The organism is Vibrio sp. V12_P9A6T4 (assembly GCF_963874835.1).
Lineage (GTDB): Bacteria > Pseudomonadota > Gammaproteobacteria > Enterobacterales > Vibrionaceae > Vibrio > Vibrio anguillarum.
This window is the reverse complement of record NZ_CAWNJO010000055.1, coordinates 1-23,289: the sequence shown is the minus strand read 5'-3', so window position 1 is coordinate 23,289 and position 23,289 is coordinate 1. Positions and strand designations below refer to the sequence as shown.

The following is a 23,289-nucleotide window of genomic DNA, read 5'->3' as shown; positions in this document are numbered from 1 at the left end:
AAACGAAAGAATGTTTGGTCACCATACTCGACTATGCTTAGGAACAACCATTGTTGGCCATGATCACATTCTACGTGAAGATAAATCGATTCTATCGATAAATTTCTCAAGAGAGAGGGTTTGTTGCCGATACAAAAAAGTTATTCATGACAAGCCAATAATAAAGAGCGCAAATAATGTTCAAACTTAATTCGATGAGTATTAAGCAAAAGGTTGTATTAGGAATTACGTTCGCGGTACTCGCTTCGACGGTTATCGTTGGTGTAATGGCGCAGCGTCAAGCTCGAGAGGTACTGGAGCACCGATTAATTGATATCGAACTTCCCTCGTTACTTGATCAAATCAGTAGCCAGATAGATCGAGAAGTATCGCAATTGCTCTTTTCTGCTGAGCAACTAGCCAATAATGAATTCATTAAGCAAGCCGTTCAGACGACTAATATTAATGCTGACGCAGAGGCGATGCTGATTAAGCAGCTCAATAATGTACGCGATCAATATTCGTTAAATGATGCTTCTGTGGCTAACCGAAAAACGGCGTATTACTGGAACCAAAATGGTTTTCTGCGTCAGCTTAATCAACAGCAAGATGGCTGGTTTTTTGGTTTTACGCAATCGGGACAAAAGACCATGGTCAGTATGTTCCAAGAGGCAAGTGGCGAAGTAAAAATGTTTGCCAACTATCAAAATGTCAGTGGCGATACGATGTCTGGTTTGTCGAAATCAATGGATGACATGGTGAACCTGCTCAATGGATTTAAAATCGAGGACACAGGTTTTGTCTTTTTGACCAACTCGAAAGGGGAAGTGCAAATCCATCGCCAAAAAGAGAAAGCTAAAGCCTCATTGACACAATTGTACGGTGCAAACGCAAACCAACTATTGAATAAAAGCCGCTTCAACCTGATTTCGACAACCTATCAAAACCAAGATGTTTTTGTCGCTAGTGTCTACGTGAAATCGATGGACTGGTTTGTGATTGGTTCAGTACCTGTGTCGGAAGTCTTCGCCGAATTAAATGCCGTTGCGCAAAAAATGTTGTTCACAACCTTAGCTGTGGCGGGTTTGTTTATTTTGATGGGCCTTTTTCTGGCCAATAGTATTGCTAACCCAATTAAACAGATTGCACAACGCTTTACCGATTTAGGTAAAGGCGATGGTGATTTATCGCAACGGATTGAGGTATTGGGCCGCGATGAAATCGCTCAATTATCAGCGGGCTTCAACGGTTTTATTAAGAAGATTCATCAATCGATGAAAGAAGTTGCTTCTACCAGTCATGCATTGCAGTCGGCGGCGGGTCGGGTGTCGGAAAAATCGACGCGAACTCATGACAATAGCCAAGAACAGCGTGACCAAACTATACAAGTGGTGGCGGCGATCAATCAAATGGGGGCCACTATCAGTGAAATTGCTTCTAACGCGGCGACGGCAGCTGAAACAGCAAATCACGCGGCTGATAACACTGAAGTAGGACGTGAAGTGGTAAGCAAAGCCAAAGATGCCATCAGTCGTTTAGCCGCGGATATCGAAAATACGGGTAAAGTGGTGGAGCAGCTAGCATCGACCACTCAAGATATTGGCTCTATTTTAGGTGTTATCCGTGGTATTTCTGAACAAACCAACTTGCTGGCATTAAACGCTGCAATTGAAGCGGCGAGAGCTGGAGAGCAAGGTCGAGGTTTTGCTGTGGTGGCAGACGAAGTACGCAATTTGGCCAGCCGCACGGCCTCTTCAACGGAAGAAATTCAAAAGATGATCAATCAATTACAAAACGATGTAAAAGATGCGGTCTCGGCGATGTCTTCTGGTAAGGCTGTTACACAGGAAGGGGTTGACGCTTCCGATGAAGCGGTGAACGTTTTAGTGAATATTTCAAACAGGATCCACGATATTTCCGATCGCAACACTCAGGTTGCCACGGCGACTGAAGAGCAATCAACGGTGGTGCACACAATCAATCAAAATATTGAAGAGATTAACGCCATCAATGAAGTGACCACCAGCACCGCAGAAGAGTTGGCAGAAGCGAGCCAAGAGCTGCGTGATCTGTCTGGCCGTTTAGATAAAATGGTGGGTAGCTTTAAGCTCTAGAATCATGAGGGGGAAATCGGTACACTTCCCCCATTACGTTTATGTTTAGGTAAGTAAAATGAGTGATTTCGAAAAAGAGTTAGCACAATTGTCGCAACAGGTGGCGGGTGAACCTGAAGTGAAACTGCCTTCGTTGGAAGAACAAAAAGCGATTGTGGCTGAGCTTAAGCAGCTAGAAGCGGAAGGCAAGCTGACGCCAGAAGTGCTGGAAAAGCATTTTGGACAGTTCTTTACAGAAACGGATACTCCCGTCCATTAATTCAAACCCACTTTATTTAATTTAGAGCACACAAGTTTATTTAGAGTACACAATAGTATTTAGGGCACACAGTAGTGGTGCCCTTTTTTATCAGAAAACGTTATTGAGTCATAGGAAGCTGTTGCGCGATATCTTCGAGTGCCTGTTGAAGGATCTCTGTCGTTTGCGCGCCTGAGATAAGATGGCGTTGCTCAATGATCAAGGCTGGCACAGCTTGAATTCCTGCCTCTAACCACTGTTGCTCTGTGACAGAAACGGTTTTCGCCCACGACTCATCAGTTAAAACTGCGCGGCAGATTTCTCTGTCTAAACCAAGGCTCTGTACTAGGTCGAGCAAGACATCATCGTCATCTAAGGCTTGCCCGAAAGTGAAATAAGCACGAAATAGTGCCATTTCCAGCTCTAATTGTTTTCCTTGGCTATTCGCCCACATTAATAATTGATGCGCTTTACGGGTATTATAAATACGCATGTCGTCACTGAAATTGAATTGAAAGCCGACTTCTTGCCCTAAGGCGCTGAGGGTTTGGCGTGCTTGTAAACTTGCTTCTATCGACGTGCCATATTTTTTGGCTAAATGTTGCTGTAGGTGTTCACCACCTATAGGCATAGCAGGGTTGAGTTCAAAAGGGTGCCAATGGATGTCTGCATCGATCGTATCGCTGAGAGCCAGCAGCGCTTGCTCTAACCGCTTATAGCCAATGATGCACCAAGGGCAGACAACATCTGACACGATATCAATGCGTAGTTTTTTCATTTTCTTCCCTACCGCGATTGGCAATTCACTGACCTTAATTATAGCGAGATTATCAGCATAAACTGTGACTTGTTGTGTAGCCCTTTGGAAAGCTAGGCGCTTTTTTATCGCTCTACGCCTTTTCTCTCATACAAACAATATTGCAATAAGGCTGATGGAATTGCTGAAACGCTCTCTATACTCTAAAAACGTTAAATGCAGAGAATTAAACTGCGCTTTGAGAAACAAGTGACGTATTGTGAGGTTTCGCCTCTTTCAACTTGTGAGTTAACCATGATGAACAGGGACATTGACGTATGACAAATGTTCAACCAACCGATGTGATTTTGCATGCTTTTGATTGGCCGTATCGTTTAGTCGCTGAGCGTGCAGAGCAAATTTTCCAACTGGGTTATAAAACGGTGTTGATTTCACCGCCGATGAAATCGTTCAAAACCGCTCAAGGTACAAAATGGTGGCAACGTTACCAGCCGCAAGATTATCGCATCATTGATAATCAACTGGGCAATACCCATGATTTTAAACAGATGGTTGAAACCTTAACCGCATTAGGTTTGCGAATTTATGCCGATGTGGTGTTCAACCATATGGCCAACGAATCCAAATTACGTTTGGATTTACAATACCCGAGCGCACAAGACTTAGCTTCCTACCAGAATAAAAGCGATGAGTACCAAGCGCTGCGCCTCTTTGGTGATCTGACCCAGCCACTCTTTGATAAAGATGACTTTGTGGAAGCGTTTGGCATAAAAGATTGGAAGGATCGTTGGCAAGTGCAAAATGGCCGCATTACTGGAGGGGCGCATGATCCGGGCCTACCCACGTTGCGTGATAATGAACATGTGGTTGTACAACAACAGGCTTATTTAAGGGCGTTGAAAGCGTTAGGAGTCAAAGGATTTCGAATTGATGCTGCTAAGCATATGTCTATTGAGCATTTGAAGAAAGTATGGGCCGATGACATTACGCAAGGCATGCATATTTTTGGCGAGATCATTACTGATGGCGGTGCAACCAAAGAAGAGTACCAACTTTTTCTAGAGCCTTATCTGCAAGAAACCAAGTTGGGTGCTTATGATTTCCCACTATTTCAAACGGTATACGATGCGTTACAAACAAAAGGTAGCCTGAAATGGCTGATTGACCCTTATTGTTTTGGTCAGGCGCTTTCCAACAACCGAGCGATTACGTTCACCATTACGCATGATATCCCCAACAACGCTGTGTTTGCCGACCTAGTCATGGATGAAGCCTTAGAAAATATCGCCTACAGCTACATTCTTGGTCGCGATGGGGGAGTGCCATTAATTTACACCGATTTAAACACCAGTGGCATTCTGAACCATGCTGGTCTTCCGCGCTGGCAAGAGGCATGGTGTTCGCCACAAATGGCGGCGTGTATTGCTTTTCATAATAAAATGCATGCGTTGCCAATGAAAACGCTAGAAGCGAGTGATGACTTGTTAGTGTTCAGCCGCGGTAAGGAAGGGATAGTGGTTTTGAACAAATCTCAACGCAGTCAGCGCGTTGAAATTGATTGGACAAATCCAATGCTAGAATTGTTTACGAAGCAGCAGTATCAACCCAATAACCAAAAGATTGTCATGGATATCGCCGCTCGCTCTAGCGCCATGCTTTGTCGGCTATCAAATGTCTGATGGTGAATAAAACGGTGAGTCGTTAGAAAAGTAAAGGCGCGTAATCAGCGCCTTTACTGGTCTACCCTGTTGCTGCGGTAGAGGATTAAACGATAAATTTATTCAATATAGCATCTTGCTCTCTGATATTTTCGGTTTGAGCTTGCATGGCTATGTTGGCATTGTCAGCGGCGTCTGCAACTTGAACGGAAAGATCTTTGATCTTAACCGTGTTGTTGTTGATCTCTTCTGCTACCAAGCTTTGTTCTTCGGCTGCTGAAGCTATTTGGATATTCATATCACTAATTTGCTGAATAGCATCGCGGATTTTCAGCAGAGCATTATTCGCTTCTTCGGCACGATTGACCGCCTCAGCTGCCGTTGTTTTACTCTGATTCATCGCATTGGCAACAGAAGTAGCGCTCGACTGCAACTTCTCAATCATATTACGGATCTCCGTCGTGGATTGCTGTGTTCTTTGCGCCAGCGTACGCACTTCGTCTGCAACGACCGCAAAGCCTCGGCCTGACTCTCCAGCCCGAGCCGCCTCTATCGCTGCGTTTAGTGCCAGCAAGTTGGTTTGGTCAGCAATGTCGTTGATCACTTTCAAAATGGTTTCGATGTTTGCCGTTGCATTTTCTAGTGCACTTACCTCTGTTACTGCTTCATCAATACGCGTCGAAAGATTATCGATCGCTTGCGTGGTTTGGGTCACAACATTGGTACCAAATTCTGTCGCGTCATCAGCATCTTTTGCCGCCGATGCCGCGCCTTGCGCGTTGTTGGCGACATCGCCAGAAGTGGTGGCCATCTCATGCATGGCCGTGGCTAATTGCTCAAGTTCATGCAGTTGATCACGCATCGCTTCGGCCGATTCTTGCAACCCCATCGAGGTCATTTCCGAACCGCGTAAAATTTCTGAACCGATGGCTTTAGACTGGGTAATTTGTTGTTGTAAGGCTTCAGTAAAGGTATTGAAACCGACCGCTAATACCGAGAATTCTTTATCCGTGTCGGTGGCTAAGCGTTGGGTTAAGTCACCACTACCAGAGGCAACGTTCTGTATTGCATTGTTGAGTGCATCAAGCGGTTTCATCAACAGACGGATAAGCACAAGCAGTATCGCAATACTGAAGACTAAAGCGATTAACGTATAGATGATCGAACTGTTGCGCAGTGTTGCTAAAGACGCATAGGCGATCTCTTCATCCAAAACGACACCGACGTACCAGTCCTCTCCAGGGACTTTTGAAAAATCGAGTGTGTAGTGTTTGCCATCAATCAGCACTTGTTTAGGCTCTTCGGCGATAACGGCATTGCCTAAGTATTCTTTCATTGGCTTGCCGTTCATCTCTGCTCGGGGGTGGGCTATGGTTGTGCCATCGGATGAAACAATAAACACATAGCCTGCATCAAATAATTTTACGGTGTTGACCAATTCTGCTAACCCAGCAAGGCTAACATCGTAGAAGATGGCGCCGATAAATTTGCCGTTATCTTTAACTGGGGTAGCAATAGACACCAATATTTCATTAGTGGCAGAGTCGGCGTAAGGCGCAGTAATAATCAGTTTGTCGGCATTTTTTGCATCAATATACCAAGGGCGCACGCGTGGATTCCATGATGCGCCTGGGTTCCAAGTAGGATCATTACTGATGTAAGAGCCATCACTCTCAAAACCGACCCCAGCCAGTAAAAAAGTTTGTTTGACAATCGGCCTTGTGATGACCTTAGACATACTTTCTCGGTTAATGTCGACTTCCAACATGCTGGTGGCGTAAGCGGCAATGGCCTTGCGGCTATTGATCTCTGCACCAGCGGTATTGCTAACCCCATCCACTATTTCAGTTACACTCGCTTCAACTTGTGACTTCACTTCTTTTTGGACGGTGAAGTATTGTTGTATCGTCAGCAGAGTAACGGTGACCAACAGCAGCAAAGATGACGCCGCGACGATCTTATGGCTGAATTTCATGGCAATCCCTTCCATCAATAAATATTAATATTATTAATAAATGTATAGTTAGGGATTAATCATTCAGCCAGTAAACAATCCATTTTTAAGCGAAAAATTACAAATTTCGCCCGAGAACTAAAAGCGCAAGTTGTTGGCACTCTTGTTCATTTCCTTGGAAAAGCTCATCGACGATTTGGTTCAGCTTGATGCCAGACAGTTTGCGCTTTTGTGCCTCACGAACACGTAGTGCTATTTGACATTCAATTGGTAGCTCACTTACTTGATGTGGTTGCCACGCTGATAGCTTTTCGCTGAAGTTGTTTAACGATAATTTGGGTTTAAAATGCGTGGCTTCACTTTTTAGTACATGAAGAAGGTGCGAATAGATTTCATCGTTAGGTTGACATTGACTCAGGTGATCACAAGCGGCTTGGCTCAGTTCAGATAAGGTGACGTAACCCGCTTGATGGGAAAAATCGGCGGTTAAACGTACTGAAAAATCGACACGCTGCCACTGCGTATTAGGAAAAATAGTCAGCGAGCATAAACAGTCAAAAGGGATCCAAAAACTCTGCTTTGCTTCAACTGAATATTCATGTTTGCCAAGTTTACACAGTACTAATCCGCTCATTACTCGAATCAAGCTGTGTTTGATGACTTTCTTGCGAGGGGTGACAACTAAGTTAGCAGACAGTAAGGCTTCAAATTGAATCGCGTAGTTCATGGTACTTCTCACTGATTTTGGGGCGCTAAGAGTACCTTGTCTCACAGAAAATGCCAAATATGCGAACTAAAATCACCTTATTCTGGTCTGACCTTAGTGAATCTGTTACGACTGTAGCTGCGAGCTACGTCAACTATGCGTAGAATGAGCCAGCTTTTTATTTGATGTATGAATATATGACCACCACAACTGATCCTTATGTAGATATCCGTCCTTACAACGACGATGAGATTCCAGCGGCTATTGACCGTTTAATCAATGATGAAGAATTTATCTCAGCTATTTTGCAACATCGTTTTGATAAACGATCTGCTTGGCTAAAATCGATACTGAGCCCTTTTGTAAAAGCATACTTAAAGTTTAAATGGGCCAAACTCACGTCCGTGGAAGCAATCCAACTTGAAGTGAAGAAATACCTCACGAAAACACTAGAATCAACGACACAAGGTGTCACTTTCAGTGGTCTCGATAAATTGGATAAACAGACGGCTTATTTATTTATCTCTAACCACCGTGATATCGCGATGGACCCAGCATTGGTCAATTATGGTCTGTATATGTCTGGGCATAAAACTGTACGTATTGCGATTGGTGATAACTTATTGAAAAAGCCTTGTGCTACAGAGCTGATGCGTCTTAATAAGAGCTTTATTGTGAAACGCTCGGCTAAAGGCCCGCGCGAGATGATGAAAGCGCTCAGTACCTTATCTGCTTACATTAAACACTCACTTGAAACTGGAAATTCTATCTGGATAGCGCAAAAAGAGGGACGAGCAAAAGATGGTAACGATTTTACCGATCCGGCCATTTTGAAAATGTTCCATGTGGAAGGGCGCAAGCAGAAAATAGAGTTTGCTCAGTATATTCAATCGCTCAAAATTGTCCCGGTCGCGATTTCATATGAAAACGATCCGTGTGATATGGCCAAAGCGTGTGAGTTATATGAAAAAGCGACGCATGGGCGTTATGAAAAAGGGGAATTTGAAGATATTGAAAGCATTGTCCAAGGTATTGTCGGTGAGAAAGGCCGAGTGCATGTTGGCTTTGGTGAAGTGATTACTCAAGCATTTGAAACGCCAGAAGCATTGGCGCAAGAGATCGATCGCCAAATTCACGCAAACTACAAATTATTCCCGATCAATAAGTTAGCGGCTGGGATAGAAAGTAGTGATATCACGCCAGATATCCGCGCTCACTTAGAAAGCAAGCTGACCCAAATCCCTGAAGGGGCACAGCGCTATTTACTCGATAGCTACGCCAACCCAGTAAAGAATCAGCAATAATCATTAAACGATGAAGAGAGGGGCTCACGGCTTCTTCTCTTCTCTTTTTCTAGCCTATCTTGCGACCGCGCCGCCAAGGGTCAGTTTGCTTGGCCATTTACTGATGACATTACCTCCCAAATAAATATTGCCATTGACGGTCATCGTGTCAGGAAATTCGGTGATTTTGGAACCGCCAATAAACAAACTCCCTTCCACAACCAAACCTTCGGGCAATTGGGTTAATGGCGTTCGAATTACGCTCAAATCCCCCTTGACTAAGAGATTCGCAGGCAGCGTTTCAAGCGGTGTATCCGTGAAATTCAGGTAACCACCGACCTTGATTCTCATTGGCCACGATTTGATTTTACTACCCAGTAAGTTCGCATAACCACGAATGGTGGTACCTTTTGGAATATTCTCTAGCAAGCTATTAGATGCTTCTAAACTACCCTGCACATTCAAGCCCTTAGGCAGGGATTTTATCGATGTCTTAGCAATATTTAAGTTGCCTTTGAGCGTGAGATTTTCGGGTAGTGTTGTGTAGGGTTTATTACGCAAATAGAGATTGCCATAGTTATCAAGGTGGTTAAGGATTTGATATTGATCGAGCGGCTGTGACCATGCACAAGAGGCATAGAGAAGGTTGCATAATGTTAGTAAAAGCGAAAACTTATTCATAAAGCCTGCAGATGAAGACACGATACCTAGAGTATCGGCAGATTACGGTTAAGCTTCAATAATGCATTGCCTAGGATGAGAAAGCAAAGTGCTTGGGCGATAAAAAAGCGAGCCATGATTAGGCCCGCTAAGAGCAATTAGATTAACGAGCCAAAGAGCGCGACTTCAGTTCAAAAATAAGCTTTTCAGCACTGACTTCAAATTTGAAACGTGCATGCAATTCAGTAGAGTTATCATCTAACGGTGAAACTTCAAACTCAACATTATCTGAAACCTGCTTGGCAAGAGCGAGGTACTTCTCAAATTCAGCTTCTAGCTGAGCTTTGTTGGGTGCCATGACCATCACTTCTGCAACTTCATCACCTTCTTTGATAATAAAGCCAATTTCGCCAGCGCAGCCACATGCTTCGCAGACTTGGATATCAACGTCTTTTTCGATACTCATTGTGAATCCTCTTAGTAAATGTATGGACATTCTAACGGGCAAATCGTTTATCAGCCACAAAAAGCCAATCAGGTTTGGGGCAAATCGCGTCTTATTTTGGTTGTTCGAAAGTTTTTAACCATCGTTATGAATTAATGAGTGTGATACTGCTCAAATAATCACTAGTTTTTGTGTCATAAATTTGTCAGAACAGTGTTCAGTTCGTTGCGAATTGTTGATGATTGTAAGATTATTCGGTTGAAACAATTATTAATATTATAAATTGCGCTTCATCCATTAGTGGTGATGACTAACAAACTGGAAATTTAGGTTTTATTAGTGATAGCTAAAGGAGTGACAGTAACAAGCCAGTAGATAACGCTTTTAACAAGATAATTCTGGTTTTAATTTACTGTTTTAAGGGATGGTTTTTTAGACAGAAAATGCCATACCACGAGGGGTGATTCGCGAAACGGCACTATCATCGCAATTGAGTTAGATGGATTAATAAAAAAGAGAAGAGTCTGGACCATGCCAAAGCGTAGTAAAGAAGATACTGAAATCACCATTCAGAGAATAATGGATGCTGTTGTCGATCAGCTATTGAGACTAGGTTACGACAAAATGTCGTATACCACGTTGAGTCAGCAAACAGGGGTTTCACGAACGGGGATTAGCCACCATTTTCCAAAGAAAACCGATTTTACGGCCGCTTTAGATGGGCGGATTTTTAAGCTGTTTGTTGAGCATTTAGATTTTGAAAATGACCTTTCAAGCTTTTCAAATAGCTGGATAAATGCGCTGGAAAATGCACAATTTTTGGCTATTTTGCGTTTATTATTTCATCATGTTGTGACGACTGAAAATGCGGATGAATTTGCAGCAAACGGTGTCGATCGGTTATACAAAACGGTGGCTGTACAGTTTGGCAAAGAGAGCGCAAGGGAGCTTGAGTGGCTGATTGGTAAATCACTGATTAAAATGAGTCAATAATTTGGCACTTTGTGCAAGCTTGTATTGTCGACTTTAACACTAAAGCCAACTGAGAAGTTGGCTTTAGTGCTTTTTATAGAGAGATTGTGTCGATCAATCGTACAACGTTGGGATCGGTTGACGTTTATGCTGAGTTGCTGTGTAAATCGCGACAAGACGGTCAATCACGTGCTGGGAAACAGGCTTCCCTTCTAAAAAATCATCGATTTGGTCATAACTTAAGTTTAACGCATCTTCATCTGCTTTTTGTGGTGCGAGCTCTTCTAAATCCGCGGTGGGTGTTTTTTGAACCAATTGCTGTGGTGCGCCTAATTTAGCCGCTACCGCGCGCACTTGACGTTTACTCAAGCCAAAAAGTGGTGCTAAATCACACGCGCCATCACCAAATTTAGTATAAAAACCGGTGATGTTTTCTGCGGAATGATCCGTGCCGAGTACTAACGCACCAACAAAACCTGCAATTTCGTACTGCGCAACCATGCGAGCGCGCGCCTTTACATTTCCTTTCACGAAATCAATTTTGGCACTGTCAGTTGGAGTTAAGCTTGTGCCTTGTAGCGCATCAAGAGAGGCTGAGTGCAGGCCATCTACACCTGCTTTAATGTTGACCGAAATTGAGTGTGTAGGTTGAATGAAGGAGAGAGCAAGCTGCGCTTCATCCTCATCTTTTTGTTCGCCATAGGGTAAACGAACGGCGATAAACTGATAGTCGTTAACGGCGTATTCTTGGTTGAGTTGTGTCACGGCGAGCTGGGCTAGACGGCCGCACGTTGTTGAGTCGACGCCACCACTGATGCCAAGCACTAAAGACTTACAACCAGATTCAACCAATTTGCGTTTAATAAACTCAACGCGCCGTTCAATTTCATAAACAGGGTCAATGGATGAGAGAACACGCATCTCATCACGGATCATTTGTTCCATTAGGGTTCCTTTTCCTGCAAGCAATATAAATCTTTGGTGTATCATACCGAAATCATCAGATTAGAAAACCGAGAAAATGGTTTTCAGACTTGAATAGGATTGCTATGACCAAAATTGCCGTCTTTGGGAGTGCTTTTAACCCTCCGAGCTTAGGACATAAAAGTGTGATTGAATCGCTAAGCCATTTCGATTTAATTCTGTTGGTACCGAGCATTTCACACGCTTGGGGTAAGCAGATGCTCAGTTATGAGATCCGTTGTGAACTTATTGATGCTTTTATTCGTGATTTGCAGTCAGATAAGATACAACGCTCAATAGTCGAAGAGGAACTGCAACAGCCCGGGCAGAGCGTCACAACTCACGCTGTTTTGTCATTACTGCAAAAACAATCACCTGATGCTGACATTACTTTTGTAATGGGCCCGGATAATCTGTTCAATTTTGCGAAATTCTATAAAGCTCAAGATATCTTGCAACGCTGGTCAGTCATGGCCTGTCCTGAAAAAGTCGCGATTCGTAGTACTGATATTCGTCAGCGGTTAGCTGAAAATTTAGATATTGCCGATTTAACGACTATCTCTGTTAGGAAAATCTTGCAGCAAAGAAAACTTTACTAGACAATCCACGCCCTTTTCGTGGTCGGAGCTGTTTGCATTCATGAAGTTAAATGTGGCTGTTTGTGCGTTAATCATGTTTTCGTCGCTGACGGAAGCTTGCGATCTCTATTCCGGTTCATTATTAACGCCAGAGTTAGAATTAACACTAGGTGCAGATAGTAGCCCAACAATGTTACCAGCATCGGGCGTCTGCTTTTCTATATTAAATAGTATGGGCTACGCATCGAAACAACTGCTGGCTTTAGGTTTATTTGAAGAATCTCCAGCCGACTCCTCTTACTGGGCCGATTGGTTTTTAAAAGCCGATTCGGATCCCCTGTTTACTCAGAAATTGGCCACAAGCTACATTGGCTTTGGAGTCTGGATACCCTCTGAATTGCTTGACGAGCAAAGTGATATGTCAACCGAAGAGTGGTTAATGAGTCACGGCTTACAGCTAAGTATCGGTTTTGGCGAGAAAAAAGCGGGTGAGCCGCGCATGCGTTTTGACTATCGTTGGCATGAAGATTTCGACAGCGTTGTCATGATGCAAATTGAAGTTCCCTTCTAACGTTTTCCCTCAGTAAACACACTCCCTCAGAAAACAAAAAAGCCAACCGCAATATTCGCGATTGGCCTATGTAAATTGTGAACAAAGAGTATTCACTAACAACGTCAGTTGGCTAGGTGACCCTCGGCTTAAGAAGGGTCGATATAGTTATTGCAGCATACGTGCCAAGTTTTATAGCGCTTAGTTGCTATTGTTTCCTTGTTTTTTCAAACTTCCCCAAGAAAATTTTTGCAGGCTGCAAATGCAAACTGCAAAAACGACTCAGATTGCTAATGCCGCTAGGTTCAATCACATTCACTCTGCTATCTCACTTTTATTTAATTACACATCTAACTAATTGGTGGTTTTTTGGTTAAATATCCAATCTTATTTATTTATTTCAAATCAGTGAGTTATATATATTTTTGTTGTTTTTTTGAATTTTTGGGTTGACTTTTTCATTTGTACTGTTAGTTTATATAGAGGTTTTTAATTAGAGCTCTAACTATTCATGTGGCGGACAATGATTACAGCAGCACCTTGGGTTGCATACCCGGAAATTATGCAAACAAAGACAGAACAATGGACGTTTCGTACCCCTAATCAAGCCGACGGGCAGCGTGTACATGATTTGATTGGGCTATGCCCTCCCTTAGATGAAAACTCCTCATACTGTAACTTCCTACAAGCGATTCACTTTCAAGAGACCTGCATCTTAGCGGAAAGAAATGGCGAAACCGTGGGGTTTATTTCGGCCTATTTAAAGCCTGACAATTCTGATGAATTGTTTATTTGGCAAGTGGCCGTGCATCCAAATGCTCGTGGGCTAGGGCTTGCCTCACATTTGTTACATGAATTGCTCGCTCGTGACGTTATGGCTGATGTTCGTGTATTGGAAACGACTATCACGAAAAACAATCAAGGTTCATGGAGCCTCTTTAAGAAGTTTGATCGAGCACATGGCGAGCAAGGAGAGGTATCGACCTTTCTCGATCAAACTCGTCACTTTGAAGGCGAACATGATACCGAGTATTTATACCGTATTCCGCTCAAACCTCGTTCTAACTCAACAGGATAACTATCATCGTTATGGATATTTTTAAAAAGAAAGAATCAAACGTGCAATCTTATGCCAATCACTTTCCCGTGGTTTTCTCTACGGCAAAAGGGAGCTGGCTATTTACCGATTCTGGTGATCGCTACTTAGATTTTTTGGCTGGAGCTGGTTCGTTAAATTATGGTCACAATAACGCCCTCTTTAAGCAGGCGCTATTGGAGTACATTGATAAAGACGGCATTACTCACGGCTTGGATATGCACTCCTCTGCCAAGGCTGAGTTCCTCGCGGTATTTGAACGTCTCATTCTTGAACCAAGGGACCTCGACTACAAAGTGCAGTTTACTGGTCCAACTGGGACTAATGCTGTAGAGGCGGCAATGAAGCTGGCCAGAAAAGCTACGGGTAGAAGTAATATTGTGGCTTTCACTAACGGCTTTCATGGTTGCTCTTATGGCGCACTTGCCGCAACAGGAAATCAACATCATCGAGGCGGCGCTGGGCTTAGCTTAGGTGGCGTGACGCGGCTCCCTTATGATGGCTATGCCAATATTGATGGCCTGTCGCTATTTGAAAATATGCTGAATGATAACTCATCGGGTTTAGACAAACCGGCTGCGGTATTATTGGAGGTTGTCCAAGGCGAAGGTGGCTTAAATTGCGCGTCCAACGAGTGGTTGCAACGTTTAAGTCGTCTCTGCAAGAAAAACGATATTCTGCTTATCGTTGACGATATTCAAGCTGGTTGTGGACGCACGGGAACCTTTTTCAGTTTTGAGCCATCAGCAATAAAACCGGACATAGTGACGCTATCGAAATCGCTCAGTGGTTATGGGTTACCTATGGCGATTGTGCTGCTGAAACCTGAGTTAGATGTGTGGAAACCGGGAGAGCACAACGGAACCTTTCGCGGTAATAATCACGCCTTTGTAACCGCTACAAAAGCGCTGGAAACCTATTGGTCAAATGATGATTTTACCACTCATATCGCACATCGAGCCAAGCAAGTGACGCATATGATTCAAACCACACTGCGTCGTTTCCCCACACTGTTTAACCGCCACAAAGGGCGTGGACTAATGCAAGGCATTGAATGCAGCAGTGGTGAGATCGCCCATAAAATTGCTCGTCGTTGTTTTCAACTAGGGATGGTGATTGAAACCGCAGGCCCAAATGACGAAGTGATTAAGTTTTTCTGTCCACTCACTATCACGGAAACCGAACTCGACCAAGGTTTAGATATTTTTGCACAAGCGGTAGAAGAGCTAGCCTCTCAGTTAATTAAAAAAGCATCTTAGGAATAAAAAATGATTGTTAGAACATTAGAAGAGTGTCGCCAAAGTGAGCGCCGGGTTGTTGCTCAAACTTGGGAAAGCGTTCGTATGCTGCTGAAAGATGACAATATGGGTTTTTCATTCCATGTTACGACCATTTTTAAAGGCGGCGAGACCCATATTCACTATCAAAACCATTTGGAATCCGTGTATTGCATGTCAGGTGAAGGGGAAATCGAAGTGATAGGAGGGGAAACTTACCCGATAAAGCCCGGTACTTTGTACATCCTTGATCAACATGACGAGCACTATTTAAGAGCTTATTCTGGTGCAGATATGGTTATGGCATGTGTTTTTAACCCGCCACTGACAGGAACTGAAACGCATGATGAAAAAGGTGTTTACCCAATCATTGAGTAATCACTCGCGACGATTCACTGCATTCAATTTAAAAGAAAAGGAGATCCCATGTCTTACACCGTAGAAAAAATCGGTGGAACATCAATGAGCGCTTTTGATGCTGTGCTCGACAATATTTTACTAAGGCCTCATCACCCTTATGATCGAGTGTTTGTGGTATCAGCGTATGCAACTATTACCGATGCCCTACTGGAATGCAAACGCACTGGCAAGCCCGGTATTTACCAGATGATCGCGAAACATGATACGCAATGGCAAGAAGCCATGTACCAACTTGAGCAACGTATGTTGCTGATTAATGAGCATTTGTTCGCCGATCCGATGAGTCGTATTCGCGCGGATAAATTTATTCGTTCGCGGATCTCAGAAGCAGTCAACTGCATTAATAATATTCTAGAAACGTGTCAATACGGGCAGTTTTCATTGCGTCAGTATTTGCCTCAGGTGAGAGAATTTTTATCTTCAATAGGCGAGGCTCATAGTGCCTATAACACCAGTTTGAAGCTAAAAACTCTTGGGATTAATGCATGCTTCATTGATCTCTCCGGGTGGAATAATGGGCAAGCAGGAAGCTTAGATGAGGTGATTTTGACTGCCTTCGAAGACATTGATGTAGCAACACAATTGCCAATCGTGACTGGCTACGCCTACTGTAATGAAGGATTAATGAAAACCTATGATCGTGGCTATAGTGAAATGACCTTTAGCCGCATTGCTGCATTAACCAACGCAACGCAAGCGATCATCCATAAAGAGTATCACTTAAGCTCCGCAGACCCGAGAATTGTAGGCGCGGATAAGGTTAGCCCGATGGGATTGACGAACTTTGACGTAGCAGACCAACTGGCTAATTTAGGTATGGAAGCGATTCATCCGAATGCGGCAGCTGGGCTGCGTCAGCAGGGGATTGAACTCAGAATCAAAAATACGTTCGAACCAGAGCATAAAGGTACTCTCATTTCCAATGTTCATAAGCCTCAGAACAATAAGGTAGAGATTATTGCGGGCAAGGACAAAGTGTTCGCCTTGCATATTTTTGACCAAAGCATGGTCGGGAAAATTGATAATGCCAGTTATGAATTGATGGAAGTGATCGCCGAAGCTAAGGTACATCTCGTTGGTAAAGAGATGAATGCAAACTCGATGACGTATTACCTCAGTGGCAGCAGCGATAACTTAAACCACGTGTTGTACAAAATAGAGAAGCGCTACCCGAATGCATCCGTATCAGGAAAAATGGTCGCCCTCATTTCCGCAATCGGTGCATCAATGAACACCAACAACGCATTAACGCAAGGCATGCAAGCATTAGTTAACGCAAAAATTAGCCCTATTGCTGCTCACTCGTCGATGCGTAATGTCAATGTACAATTCGTAGTAGAAGACAACGATTACAATCGCGCGATTTGTGTTTTACATGATGTGTTGATTGCGAAACCGCTATCTACCAAAAAAGCGGCTTAGCGGTTCAGATTGAAGGATCGTTCCCCCCAATCGCCCCCCAATCACATAGTAATCTACGTGATTGGGGATTTATTTTCTGAGCGGCTGTTTTTTTAAGTGGTTTAGCTCGCTTAGGTTTCAAGCGGTTTGGAAAGCTACAACATTACTAAACTTGCTGTGCCCAAGAAGGCAAAGAAGCCGACAACATCCGTTACTGTGGTTAAGATGACAGAGCCCGCTAATGCTGGGTCAAGCTTAAACTTATCAAGCGTGATCGGGATGAGTACCCCAAACAGCGCGGCGGTAATGATATTTACGACAATGGCCAGTGAAATGGTGGCGCCAATCATCGCTGACTGGAACCAGAGCCCTGCCAAAGCACCAATGATCAACGCCCATAACAAACCGTTAATGGAACCAATACCAATTTCATTTTTGAGCAACGCAAAACGGTTACCCGGTGTAATTTGGTTCAATGCCATGGCACGTACCATCAAGGTTAAGGTTTGGCTTCCCGCAATACCGCCCATCGAGGCAACAATTGGCATCAACACCGCTAACGCGACAACTTGCGAGATGACCGTTTCAAACATACCTATAGTGACCGAAGCGAGGATGGCGGTCAGCAGGTTGATCCCGAGCCAAAGGCCTCGTTTTTTGGAGCTTTTAATGATGGGTGCAAATAAGTCATCTCCTTCATCCATACCCGTACCTGCCATTAAGCGCGATTCGTAAATCTCTCGTTGTGTACTCAGGGCAAATTGCCAGTCAATTTCACCCACTAAGATTTCATGGTTATCAATGATGGCGACGGTCGGCAATTGGGAATGTTCTAACGCTTCTACTGCTTCAGAAAGTGATTGGTGAGCATTCAGCGTAAAGAGATCATCTTGCTTGATGTTTTTCAGTAAAGTTTTGCTTTCAGCAAGCAAAATTTCTGTATAACTCACGATACCTTGGAATTTTTTTGCTTTGTTGATCAAATAGATATGTTGTGGAGAGTCATAATGATATTTCTCCAATAGTATCTTGGCTTTGTCGACACTGATGCTGAAAGGCAAGGTATACACTTTACGGTTTGCCCAGTGGCCAACTTCAGTATCTTCATAGGCATTGGCTTGATCATACAATTCAAGCTCGTCGCGACTAATTAAGCGCAGCGCTTCACTGATGATTTCATCAGGCAGAGAATCGGCCCATTCGAGCAGAGACAAGTTATCGAGCTTGGCGAGAGTCAGTTTTAGTTCTATTTCTGACAGTGCGTTGATGATAGAAAAACGTACTTCAGCACGCATCTCTGTCAGTACATCAATGTGTAGCTCTAAGGGTAGGCTACGCCACAGACGTACCCGCTGCTCGACAGGAAAAGCTTCTAAGATGATTGCGATCGAGCTTTCATCAAGCCCACTTTCCACGTACTCGCCGAGTAAGTCGATTTGTTGCTGCTCATCGGCTTTTGAAATCGTTTCAATATGCAGTGAAAGGTCTTGATATTCGTTCAACGTTTTACTCCGATAGGAAGTTGTTTCTTCTCGATTTTTTTCACGGCTTTTTCTGGAGTTTTGTTTAATACAATTACAGGGCGAACAATAAAGAGGTTGTTTGGATAGAGCACTGTATTGCCATCAACATTCTCTAATACGACATTGAGTAGGTTCATGTCGACGATTTTACCTTCAACAAAATTTGCGCCATCCACCACTCGCACCCATAAACCGATGCGACAGTGGTTTTGTACAAATAAAACCAGAAATGAGGTGACGTTGCTCAGCAAAGACCAACCTGCAAACAAACCGACGCCAAGCAACGCAAAAAGTGATGAGCCAACAACCAATAACCCACGCAGTTCCACGCCCCACATCATTAGCAGAGTCAACACTAACACCAAGAAAAGTAAGGTCTTCACCAGCCAACGTGCTCGTTTAAGCCGATGAATATCGACTTTGCCTATGACCATATTCTCAAACCATCGCACGGTGTAGCTGGCTGTTTTAGGATAAATAAGCAACGCCATGATCGTGATGATCCATTGATAATTTTTTTGAAATAAGTCTAAGTATTCCATGACGAATCAGAAAAAGGAGATTTGGTTCAAAATAACCGAAATTCAGTCAATTACAACCTCTAATCTGGCTGAGGTTGATAATTGGAATTGGGTTGAGAAAAAAGTAACCAATTTGCTTTAGTCGGTCGAATAAAAACTAGAGAGGATCATCGGGTTCTAGACTAGACAATAGCGTCGATGCTTCTATTTCTGGTGTTTTCATCATCATCGATAACCGCTGTAAAGTGGAGAGAATGAGAGTTTGTTCCCATGCGTTTAACGCCTGAAATTGTTCAATAAAGCTATCTTTTAGCAGTGTGGGTGCTTTGAGTAATAATTCATCTCCTGTTGGGGTCAACAATGCATGAACTTTACGTTTATCTTGTTGATCTCGCTCTCGAATGATCAGTGCGCGCTTTTCTAAGCGATCCAAAATGCTGGTCGCTGTAGCTTGGCTCATATTAGTATGATCGGAGAGTTGCTTTATGGTCATATCGGCCGAGTTTTGGATCGCACGCATTAACAATAGTTGGGGGCTAGTGAGGCCAAAATCTTTGTTTATTTTTTTGGAATGGAGATCTGTCGCACGAATAATTTGGCGTATAGCGACCAGTACTTCTTCATGAATATCCAATACTTTCCTCCTTGAAAATAAGCAGAGCCACCCTTTTGATATGGGTGGCTCCATATTCTTACTTAGCGGCTTCTTTGGCGGTTTTTATCCACGAATCGAATTCAGATTGGTGAGCTTTTATCCAACCATTGGCATGAGCTTCAATATCTTTGGCAGAGTTTTTACCTTTACTCATGATCATGTTTTGCGCACTGATATCATTAATATTCAACTTCATGATTTCAAAAAGTTTTGCTGCGGCTGGGTTTTCTAGAGCGAATTTTTTATTGGCGACAATCAGCATACTGTTCATCTCAAAGCCGAAGTTCTTTCCGTTGGGTAGGGTTGTATCGATATTTTTGCGCTCACCAGGTAGGGCAGAGAAAGGGACTTCAAGCCAAGTGACATCTTTACCAGGGACCAAAACCCCACTCACCCAATAAGGTGTCCAAGTGTAATAAAGGATAGGGTCGCCTTTTTTGTAGCGTGAAATTGTATCGGCAATGATAGCGGCATAGTTACCTTGGTTGTGAGTAACGGTCGGTCGTAAACCGTAGGCGGTTAAGTGCTCCTCAATCACCATCTCACAACCCCAGCCGGGTGTGCAGCCAGTTAAGTCTGCTTTACCATCGCCATTTGCATCAAACAGCTTGGCGATTTTAGGGTCTTTTAACTGAGCAATATTGGTAATACCGTATTTATCTGCCGTTTTTTTATCAATCAAGTAGCCTTGCGCTGCTCCTGATATATATTGACCTTTTCGATAGAACTTAGCGTCGCCGCCCGCCATCGAGTATTTGTCGGCGTGTAAAGGAAACCACCCAACGGCGAGATAGGTTGCATCGCCTTCGACAATCGAAGTATAAGCCACGTTGTAGTCGACTTCCTTGGTCGGTTTGACATCGTACCCCAGCGCTTCCATCGCTTTGTTCACGATGAGAGTTTGAAATGTTTCTTCAGCCACTGTCGATTGCACGGGTTGTAAACTAATACCTTTGCCAGGAAGTTTATCAGCCCAAGCGCTGATGGGTAATGCCGCCGATGCGATTAAACTGGTTGAGATTAACGTCTTCCATGCGTAATTCATTTCTGTTCTCCTAGATTGTTGGCACTCTGATGAGTCAGTTTTTGCTTCAGTAAATAAAAGGGTGAGATAGGGCCGGTTTGATACCAGCGTACTTTTTGATCGCGATTTTCTGTACCGATATGCTGAGTTAGGCGATCAAGTAAGATGGCGAGAATGACAATGCCAAGTCCCCCCACGGCAGCGAGTCCCATATCAAGTCGGCCAATACCACGCAAAACCATTTGCCCCAAGCCACCGACAGCAATCATGGAGGCAATTACAACCATCGACAGCGATAGCATCAGTGTTTGGTTGACACCGGCCATAATGGTCGGCATGGCTAGTGGTAACTGAATACGGTAGAGCATCTGTTTTGGGCTTGCGCCGAATGCATGGCCTGCTTCGATAAGCTCTTCGGGAACTTGTTGAATACCTAAGATGGTTAAACGAACAATCGGTGGCAGGGCGAAAATAATGGTTACCACCACGCCAGGTACGTTGCCAATTCCGAACAGCATCACGATCGGGACTAAATACACGAATGCGGGTGTGGTTTGCATCGCATCCAAAACGGGGCGGATGAATTTTGCAGCCGTTTGATTTCTGGCCAGCCAAATCCCAAGTGGCAAGCCAATCAATAGGCAAAAGAATACCGAGGTCATGACCAAGGCGAGGGTGACCATTGCTTGTGACCACGCTCCGATTAATCCAATCGTAATCAGCGAGGCTAATGAAGCGATACCCATTTTAGGTCCAGCAAGTTGCCATGTGATCAAAAATAAAATCAACAACATCACAGGCGCTGGCGTTGAAACTAACGTGGTTTCAAATGAACTTAAAATAAAATCAACAGGTACTCTGACAGCTTGAAATAATGGCCTACCGTGTTCCACTAACCAACCCAGCCCGGTTTCAACCCAGTGATCAAAGGGGATAATTGCATCTTGAAATGGGTGCAGCCAATCGAAAGGCGCGGGAGCGTCGGTTGCGCCATTTAACCAATCACTTGCTGTAGTTGGGGATGCAGTAGTCGCTGACCAAGGATCGCTGCTGACAGGCGTTTGCGCGGCAGACGCCCATGGGTCAAGCGCCTCTGTGGATTGAATGTTGGTTTCTGTTGTCATAATTATTCCCTATCCAAAGTCTGCAATAAGCGTGATTTGGTGATCACGCCGTAATAATTTCCCTGCTGATCGACAACAGGCACGGCGTAGGGGACTTCAGCCACTTGGCTGATTAATTCACTAACAGACAGCTCCGGATCAACCGTCACGATGTCAGGCAGTAGAGCCGCGCTAAGTGATGTTTGTTGCTTGAGAGCTTGTTTCAGAGAGTCGAGCGACACAATGCCAGAGTATTTATTCGTACGGTCAACTACAATTCCGTAGTCTCGGTCATGATCCATCAGTAACTGCATTGCTGCAGCCGGGCCATCATTGTCGTGTTTTTTAAAAACGGCCGCGGGTTTTTTGCGGGCAATGTCTTTAGCTGAAAAAACACTGGCAACATTAACGCCACGAAAGAATGAACTGACGTAATCGTTAGCAGGATGATGCAATATTTCATCGGGCGTGCCCGTTTGTACGACGATGCCATCTTGCATAATGGCGATACGGTCACCAATTCTCATTGCTTCATCAAGGTCATGAGAAATAAAAACGATGGTTCGCTTATCATCATTTTGCAGGCGGATTAGTTCATCTTGCATTTCGGTGCGGATTAACGGGTCGAGTGCAGAAAATGCTTCGTCCATTAACAAAATGTCAGGGTCGTTGGCGAGTGCACGGGCCAAACCAACGCGTTGTTTCATCCCACCCGATAACTCATCAGGGAATGACTCACAGTAGGCGTCTAAGCCAACCCGAGCGAGCGCTTCTTTTGCACTTTTATTACGTTCATGAGCCACTACTCCTGATAGTTCCAATCCAAAGGCAGCGTTTTCAAGAACGGTCATATGTGGCATGAGTGCGAAGTTCTGAAATACCATTGAGATATTTTTACGTCTTACATCGCGCAGCTCTTGCTCTGAAATATGGGCAATATCCTTACCCTTCAGTAAAACACTTCCTTGGGTTGGCTCAATCAGACGGTTCAACAATCGAACTAAAGTGGACTTGCCCGAACCGGACAAACCCATAATGACAAAAATCTCCCCTTCATTGATTGAAAGAGACACATCCTTGACCCCAACAGTGAGCCCGGTTTGCTCGAAAATTTGGTCCTTATCCAACCCTTTTTCTAACAGCGGGAAAGCCTGTTGTGGAGTCTCTCCAAATACCTTGTAGAGGTTCTTAACTTCTAACACGGGTGACATGATTTACATCCTTTGTTCTTCATGGCTATTTAATGTTTAGCCGTAAATATGTATAGTACACTAAACATTAATTTAACGGTTTTCAAGTTTTAACCCAGTTGTCATTAGCTATTTTGTCATTAAATTACTGATTTTTTATATCAAAAATAAATTTAAAAAAACAAAAAATAGTTTGAGTTAAAATGGTTATGTGTGGATGAC

At 43.8% G+C, this 23,289-nt stretch carries 23 protein-coding genes; 11 read left to right on the top strand and 12 right to left on the bottom strand.

The window, feature by feature from the left end:
- Nucleotides 1–176 precede the first annotated feature (176 nt).
- Both AACQ42_RS09045 and AACQ42_RS09040 read left to right on the top strand, forming a co-directional pair.
- On the top strand, nt 177–2,093 hold the full coding sequence (locus AACQ42_RS09045) for a methyl-accepting chemotaxis protein (protein WP_094166025.1): 1,917 nt from the start codon (nt 177–179) through the stop codon (nt 2,091–2,093).
- Between the two features lie 58 nt (nt 2,094–2,151).
- Nucleotides 2,152–2,352: a restriction endonuclease subunit S gene (locus AACQ42_RS09040; RefSeq protein WP_013867995.1), complete on the top strand. Its 201-nt coding sequence runs from the start codon at nt 2,152–2,154 to the stop codon at nt 2,350–2,352.
- 100 nt (nt 2,353–2,452) lie between these two features.
- Here AACQ42_RS09040 and AACQ42_RS09035 read toward each other — a convergent pair whose 3' ends face one another.
- The gene (locus AACQ42_RS09035; RefSeq protein ID WP_013867994.1) at nt 2,453–3,133 is read right to left on the bottom strand and encodes a DsbA family oxidoreductase; all 681 of its coding nucleotides are present in this window, start codon (nt 3,131–3,133) and stop codon (nt 2,453–2,455) included.
- Between the two features lie 272 nt (nt 3,134–3,405).
- Between AACQ42_RS09035 and AACQ42_RS09030 the strand changes: the two genes are divergently transcribed.
- On the top strand, nt 3,406–4,767 hold the full coding sequence (locus AACQ42_RS09030) for an alpha-amylase family protein (RefSeq protein WP_017046062.1): 1,362 nt from the start codon (nt 3,406–3,408) through the stop codon (nt 4,765–4,767).
- 85 nt (nt 4,768–4,852) lie between these two features.
- Here the strand turns inward: AACQ42_RS09030 and AACQ42_RS09025 are convergent, their stop codons facing one another.
- Nucleotides 4,853–6,721: a methyl-accepting chemotaxis protein gene (locus tag AACQ42_RS09025; protein ID WP_026028379.1), complete on the bottom strand. Its 1,869-nt coding sequence runs from the start codon at nt 6,719–6,721 to the stop codon at nt 4,853–4,855.
- A 97-nt stretch (nt 6,722–6,818) separates the two neighbouring features.
- Complete coding sequence (locus tag AACQ42_RS09020) at nt 6,819–7,427, bottom strand: hypothetical protein (protein WP_017043337.1); 609 nt, start codon at nt 7,425–7,427, stop codon at nt 6,819–6,821.
- Between the two features lie 176 nt (nt 7,428–7,603).
- Here AACQ42_RS09020 and AACQ42_RS09015 point away from each other — a divergent pair, with 176 nt between their 5' ends.
- On the top strand, nt 7,604–8,710 hold the full coding sequence (locus AACQ42_RS09015) for a 1-acyl-sn-glycerol-3-phosphate acyltransferase (RefSeq protein ID WP_026028217.1): 1,107 nt from the start codon (nt 7,604–7,606) through the stop codon (nt 8,708–8,710).
- A 54-nt stretch (nt 8,711–8,764) separates the two neighbouring features.
- On the opposite strand, the gene AACQ42_RS09010 is transcribed toward AACQ42_RS09015, so the two are convergent.
- Both AACQ42_RS09010 and AACQ42_RS09005 read right to left on the bottom strand, forming a co-directional pair.
- Nucleotides 8,765–9,391, bottom strand: a complete 627-nt coding sequence (locus tag AACQ42_RS09010; protein ID WP_013867989.1) for a hypothetical protein — start codon at nt 9,389–9,391, stop codon at nt 8,765–8,767.
- Nucleotides 9,392–9,512: 121 nt separating this feature from the next.
- The gene (locus tag AACQ42_RS09005; protein ID WP_010318562.1) at nt 9,513–9,815 is read right to left on the bottom strand and encodes a YfcZ/YiiS family protein; all 303 of its coding nucleotides are present in this window, start codon (nt 9,813–9,815) and stop codon (nt 9,513–9,515) included.
- A gap of 510 nt (nt 9,816–10,325) precedes the next feature.
- Here AACQ42_RS09005 and AACQ42_RS09000 point away from each other — a divergent pair.
- Nucleotides 10,326–10,787: a TetR/AcrR family transcriptional regulator gene (locus AACQ42_RS09000; protein ID WP_013867986.1), complete on the top strand. Its 462-nt coding sequence runs from the start codon at nt 10,326–10,328 to the stop codon at nt 10,785–10,787.
- 93 nt (nt 10,788–10,880) lie between these two features.
- Here AACQ42_RS09000 and nadE read toward each other — a convergent pair whose 3' ends face one another.
- On the bottom strand, nt 10,881–11,711 hold the full coding sequence (nadE, locus tag AACQ42_RS08995) for an ammonia-dependent NAD(+) synthetase (RefSeq protein ID WP_026029071.1): 831 nt from the start codon (nt 11,709–11,711) through the stop codon (nt 10,881–10,883).
- Nucleotides 11,712–11,815: 104 nt separating this feature from the next.
- Between nadE and AACQ42_RS08990 the strand changes: the two genes are divergently transcribed.
- The 6 genes from AACQ42_RS08990 to AACQ42_RS08965 all read left to right on the top strand — a co-directional run bounded on the left by AACQ42_RS08990 (nt 11,816) and on the right by AACQ42_RS08965 (nt 17,072).
- Nucleotides 11,816–12,328: a nicotinate-nicotinamide nucleotide adenylyltransferase gene (locus AACQ42_RS08990; protein WP_010318565.1), complete on the top strand. Its 513-nt coding sequence runs from the start codon at nt 11,816–11,818 to the stop codon at nt 12,326–12,328.
- A 40-nt stretch (nt 12,329–12,368) separates the two neighbouring features.
- Nucleotides 12,369–12,878: a hypothetical protein gene (locus tag AACQ42_RS08985; RefSeq protein ID WP_094166024.1), complete on the top strand. Its 510-nt coding sequence runs from the start codon at nt 12,369–12,371 to the stop codon at nt 12,876–12,878.
- 490 nt (nt 12,879–13,368) lie between these two features.
- Nucleotides 13,369–13,935, top strand: a complete 567-nt coding sequence (ectA, locus tag AACQ42_RS08980; RefSeq protein ID WP_094166023.1) for a diaminobutyrate acetyltransferase — start codon at nt 13,369–13,371, stop codon at nt 13,933–13,935.
- 11 nt (nt 13,936–13,946) lie between these two features.
- Nucleotides 13,947–15,212: a diaminobutyrate--2-oxoglutarate transaminase gene (gene ectB, locus AACQ42_RS08975; protein ID WP_094166022.1), complete on the top strand. Its 1,266-nt coding sequence runs from the start codon at nt 13,947–13,949 to the stop codon at nt 15,210–15,212.
- Between the two features lie 9 nt (nt 15,213–15,221).
- On the top strand, nt 15,222–15,608 hold the full coding sequence (locus AACQ42_RS08970) for an ectoine synthase (protein WP_013867980.1): 387 nt from the start codon (nt 15,222–15,224) through the stop codon (nt 15,606–15,608).
- Nucleotides 15,609–15,656: 48 nt separating this feature from the next.
- On the top strand, nt 15,657–17,072 hold the full coding sequence (locus tag AACQ42_RS08965) for an aspartate kinase (RefSeq protein ID WP_094166021.1): 1,416 nt from the start codon (nt 15,657–15,659) through the stop codon (nt 17,070–17,072).
- A 134-nt stretch (nt 17,073–17,206) separates the two neighbouring features.
- Here AACQ42_RS08965 and AACQ42_RS08960 read toward each other — a convergent pair whose 3' ends face one another.
- The 6 genes from AACQ42_RS08960 to proV all read right to left on the bottom strand — a co-directional run bounded on the left by AACQ42_RS08960 (nt 17,207) and on the right by proV (nt 23,088).
- Entirely contained in the window at nt 17,207–18,553 is a 1,347-nt protein-coding gene (locus AACQ42_RS08960; RefSeq protein WP_017046070.1) for a magnesium transporter, read from the bottom strand.
- On the bottom strand, nt 18,550–19,116 hold the full coding sequence (locus tag AACQ42_RS08955) for a mechanosensitive ion channel domain-containing protein (protein ID WP_013867977.1): 567 nt from the start codon (nt 19,114–19,116) through the stop codon (nt 18,550–18,552). The genes AACQ42_RS08960 and AACQ42_RS08955 overlap by 4 nt, the downstream gene beginning before the upstream one ends.
- 136 nt (nt 19,117–19,252) lie before the next feature.
- Nucleotides 19,253–19,783 carry a MarR family winged helix-turn-helix transcriptional regulator gene (locus tag AACQ42_RS08950; protein ID WP_013867975.1) on the bottom strand — a complete coding sequence of 177 codons (531 nt, stop codon included), beginning with the start codon at nt 19,781–19,783 and terminating at the stop codon, nt 19,253–19,255.
- 4 nt (nt 19,784–19,787) lie between these two features.
- Nucleotides 19,788–20,795, bottom strand: coding sequence for a glycine betaine/L-proline ABC transporter substrate-binding protein ProX (proX, locus tag AACQ42_RS08945; RefSeq protein ID WP_094166020.1), 1,008 nt, complete (start codon nt 20,793–20,795; stop codon nt 19,788–19,790).
- Nucleotides 20,792–21,898 carry a glycine betaine/L-proline ABC transporter permease ProW gene (gene proW, locus AACQ42_RS08940; protein ID WP_013867973.1) on the bottom strand — a complete coding sequence of 369 codons (1,107 nt, stop codon included), beginning with the start codon at nt 21,896–21,898 and terminating at the stop codon, nt 20,792–20,794. The genes proX and proW overlap by 4 nt, the downstream gene beginning before the upstream one ends.
- A 2-nt stretch (nt 21,899–21,900) precedes the next feature.
- A complete protein-coding gene (gene proV, locus AACQ42_RS08935) occupies nt 21,901–23,088 on the bottom strand; it encodes a glycine betaine/L-proline ABC transporter ATP-binding protein ProV (RefSeq protein ID WP_013867972.1) in 1,188 nt (395 codons plus the stop codon).
- Nucleotides 23,089–23,289: the final 201 nt, after the last annotated feature.

Excerpts from the sequence above, each read along its gene's own strand:
- AACQ42_RS09015 (WP_026028217.1), top strand. The coding sequence starts at position 7,604 with ATGACCACCACAACTGATCCTTATGTAGATATCCGTCCTTACAACGAC.
- ectA (WP_094166023.1), top strand. The coding sequence starts at position 13,369 with ATGTGGCGGACAATGATTACAGCAGCACCTTGGGTTGCATACCCGGAA.
- AACQ42_RS09005 (WP_010318562.1), bottom strand. The coding sequence starts at position 9,815 with ATGAGTATCGAAAAAGACGTTGATATCCAAGTCTGCGAAGCATGTGGC.
- ectB (WP_094166022.1), top strand. The coding sequence starts at position 13,947 with ATGGATATTTTTAAAAAGAAAGAATCAAACGTGCAATCTTATGCCAAT.
- AACQ42_RS09030 (WP_017046062.1), top strand. The coding sequence starts at position 3,406 with ATGACAAATGTTCAACCAACCGATGTGATTTTGCATGCTTTTGATTGG.
- AACQ42_RS09025 (WP_026028379.1), bottom strand. The coding sequence starts at position 6,721 with ATGAAATTCAGCCATAAGATCGTCGCGGCGTCATCTTTGCTGCTGTTG.
- proX (WP_094166020.1), bottom strand. The coding sequence starts at position 20,795 with ATGAATTACGCATGGAAGACGTTAATCTCAACCAGTTTAATCGCATCG.
- AACQ42_RS09000 (WP_013867986.1), top strand. The coding sequence starts at position 10,326 with ATGCCAAAGCGTAGTAAAGAAGATACTGAAATCACCATTCAGAGAATA.
- AACQ42_RS08985 (WP_094166024.1), top strand. The coding sequence starts at position 12,369 with ATGAAGTTAAATGTGGCTGTTTGTGCGTTAATCATGTTTTCGTCGCTG.
- AACQ42_RS09045 (WP_094166025.1), top strand. The coding sequence starts at position 177 with ATGTTCAAACTTAATTCGATGAGTATTAAGCAAAAGGTTGTATTAGGA.
- proW (WP_013867973.1), bottom strand. The coding sequence starts at position 21,898 with ATGACAACAGAAACCAACATTCAATCCACAGAGGCGCTTGACCCATGG.
- AACQ42_RS08970 (WP_013867980.1), top strand. The coding sequence starts at position 15,222 with ATGATTGTTAGAACATTAGAAGAGTGTCGCCAAAGTGAGCGCCGGGTT.
- AACQ42_RS08990 (WP_010318565.1), top strand. The coding sequence starts at position 11,816 with ATGACCAAAATTGCCGTCTTTGGGAGTGCTTTTAACCCTCCGAGCTTA.
- AACQ42_RS08950 (WP_013867975.1), bottom strand. The coding sequence starts at position 19,783 with ATGGAGCCACCCATATCAAAAGGGTGGCTCTGCTTATTTTCAAGGAGG.
- AACQ42_RS08965 (WP_094166021.1), top strand. The coding sequence starts at position 15,657 with ATGTCTTACACCGTAGAAAAAATCGGTGGAACATCAATGAGCGCTTTT.
- AACQ42_RS08955 (WP_013867977.1), bottom strand. The coding sequence starts at position 19,116 with ATGGAATACTTAGACTTATTTCAAAAAAATTATCAATGGATCATCACG.
- proV (WP_013867972.1), bottom strand. The coding sequence starts at position 23,088 with ATGTCACCCGTGTTAGAAGTTAAGAACCTCTACAAGGTATTTGGAGAG.
- AACQ42_RS09040 (WP_013867995.1), top strand. The coding sequence starts at position 2,152 with ATGAGTGATTTCGAAAAAGAGTTAGCACAATTGTCGCAACAGGTGGCG.
- nadE (WP_026029071.1), bottom strand. The coding sequence starts at position 11,711 with ATGGAACAAATGATCCGTGATGAGATGCGTGTTCTCTCATCCATTGAC.
- AACQ42_RS09020 (WP_017043337.1), bottom strand. The coding sequence starts at position 7,427 with ATGAACTACGCGATTCAATTTGAAGCCTTACTGTCTGCTAACTTAGTT.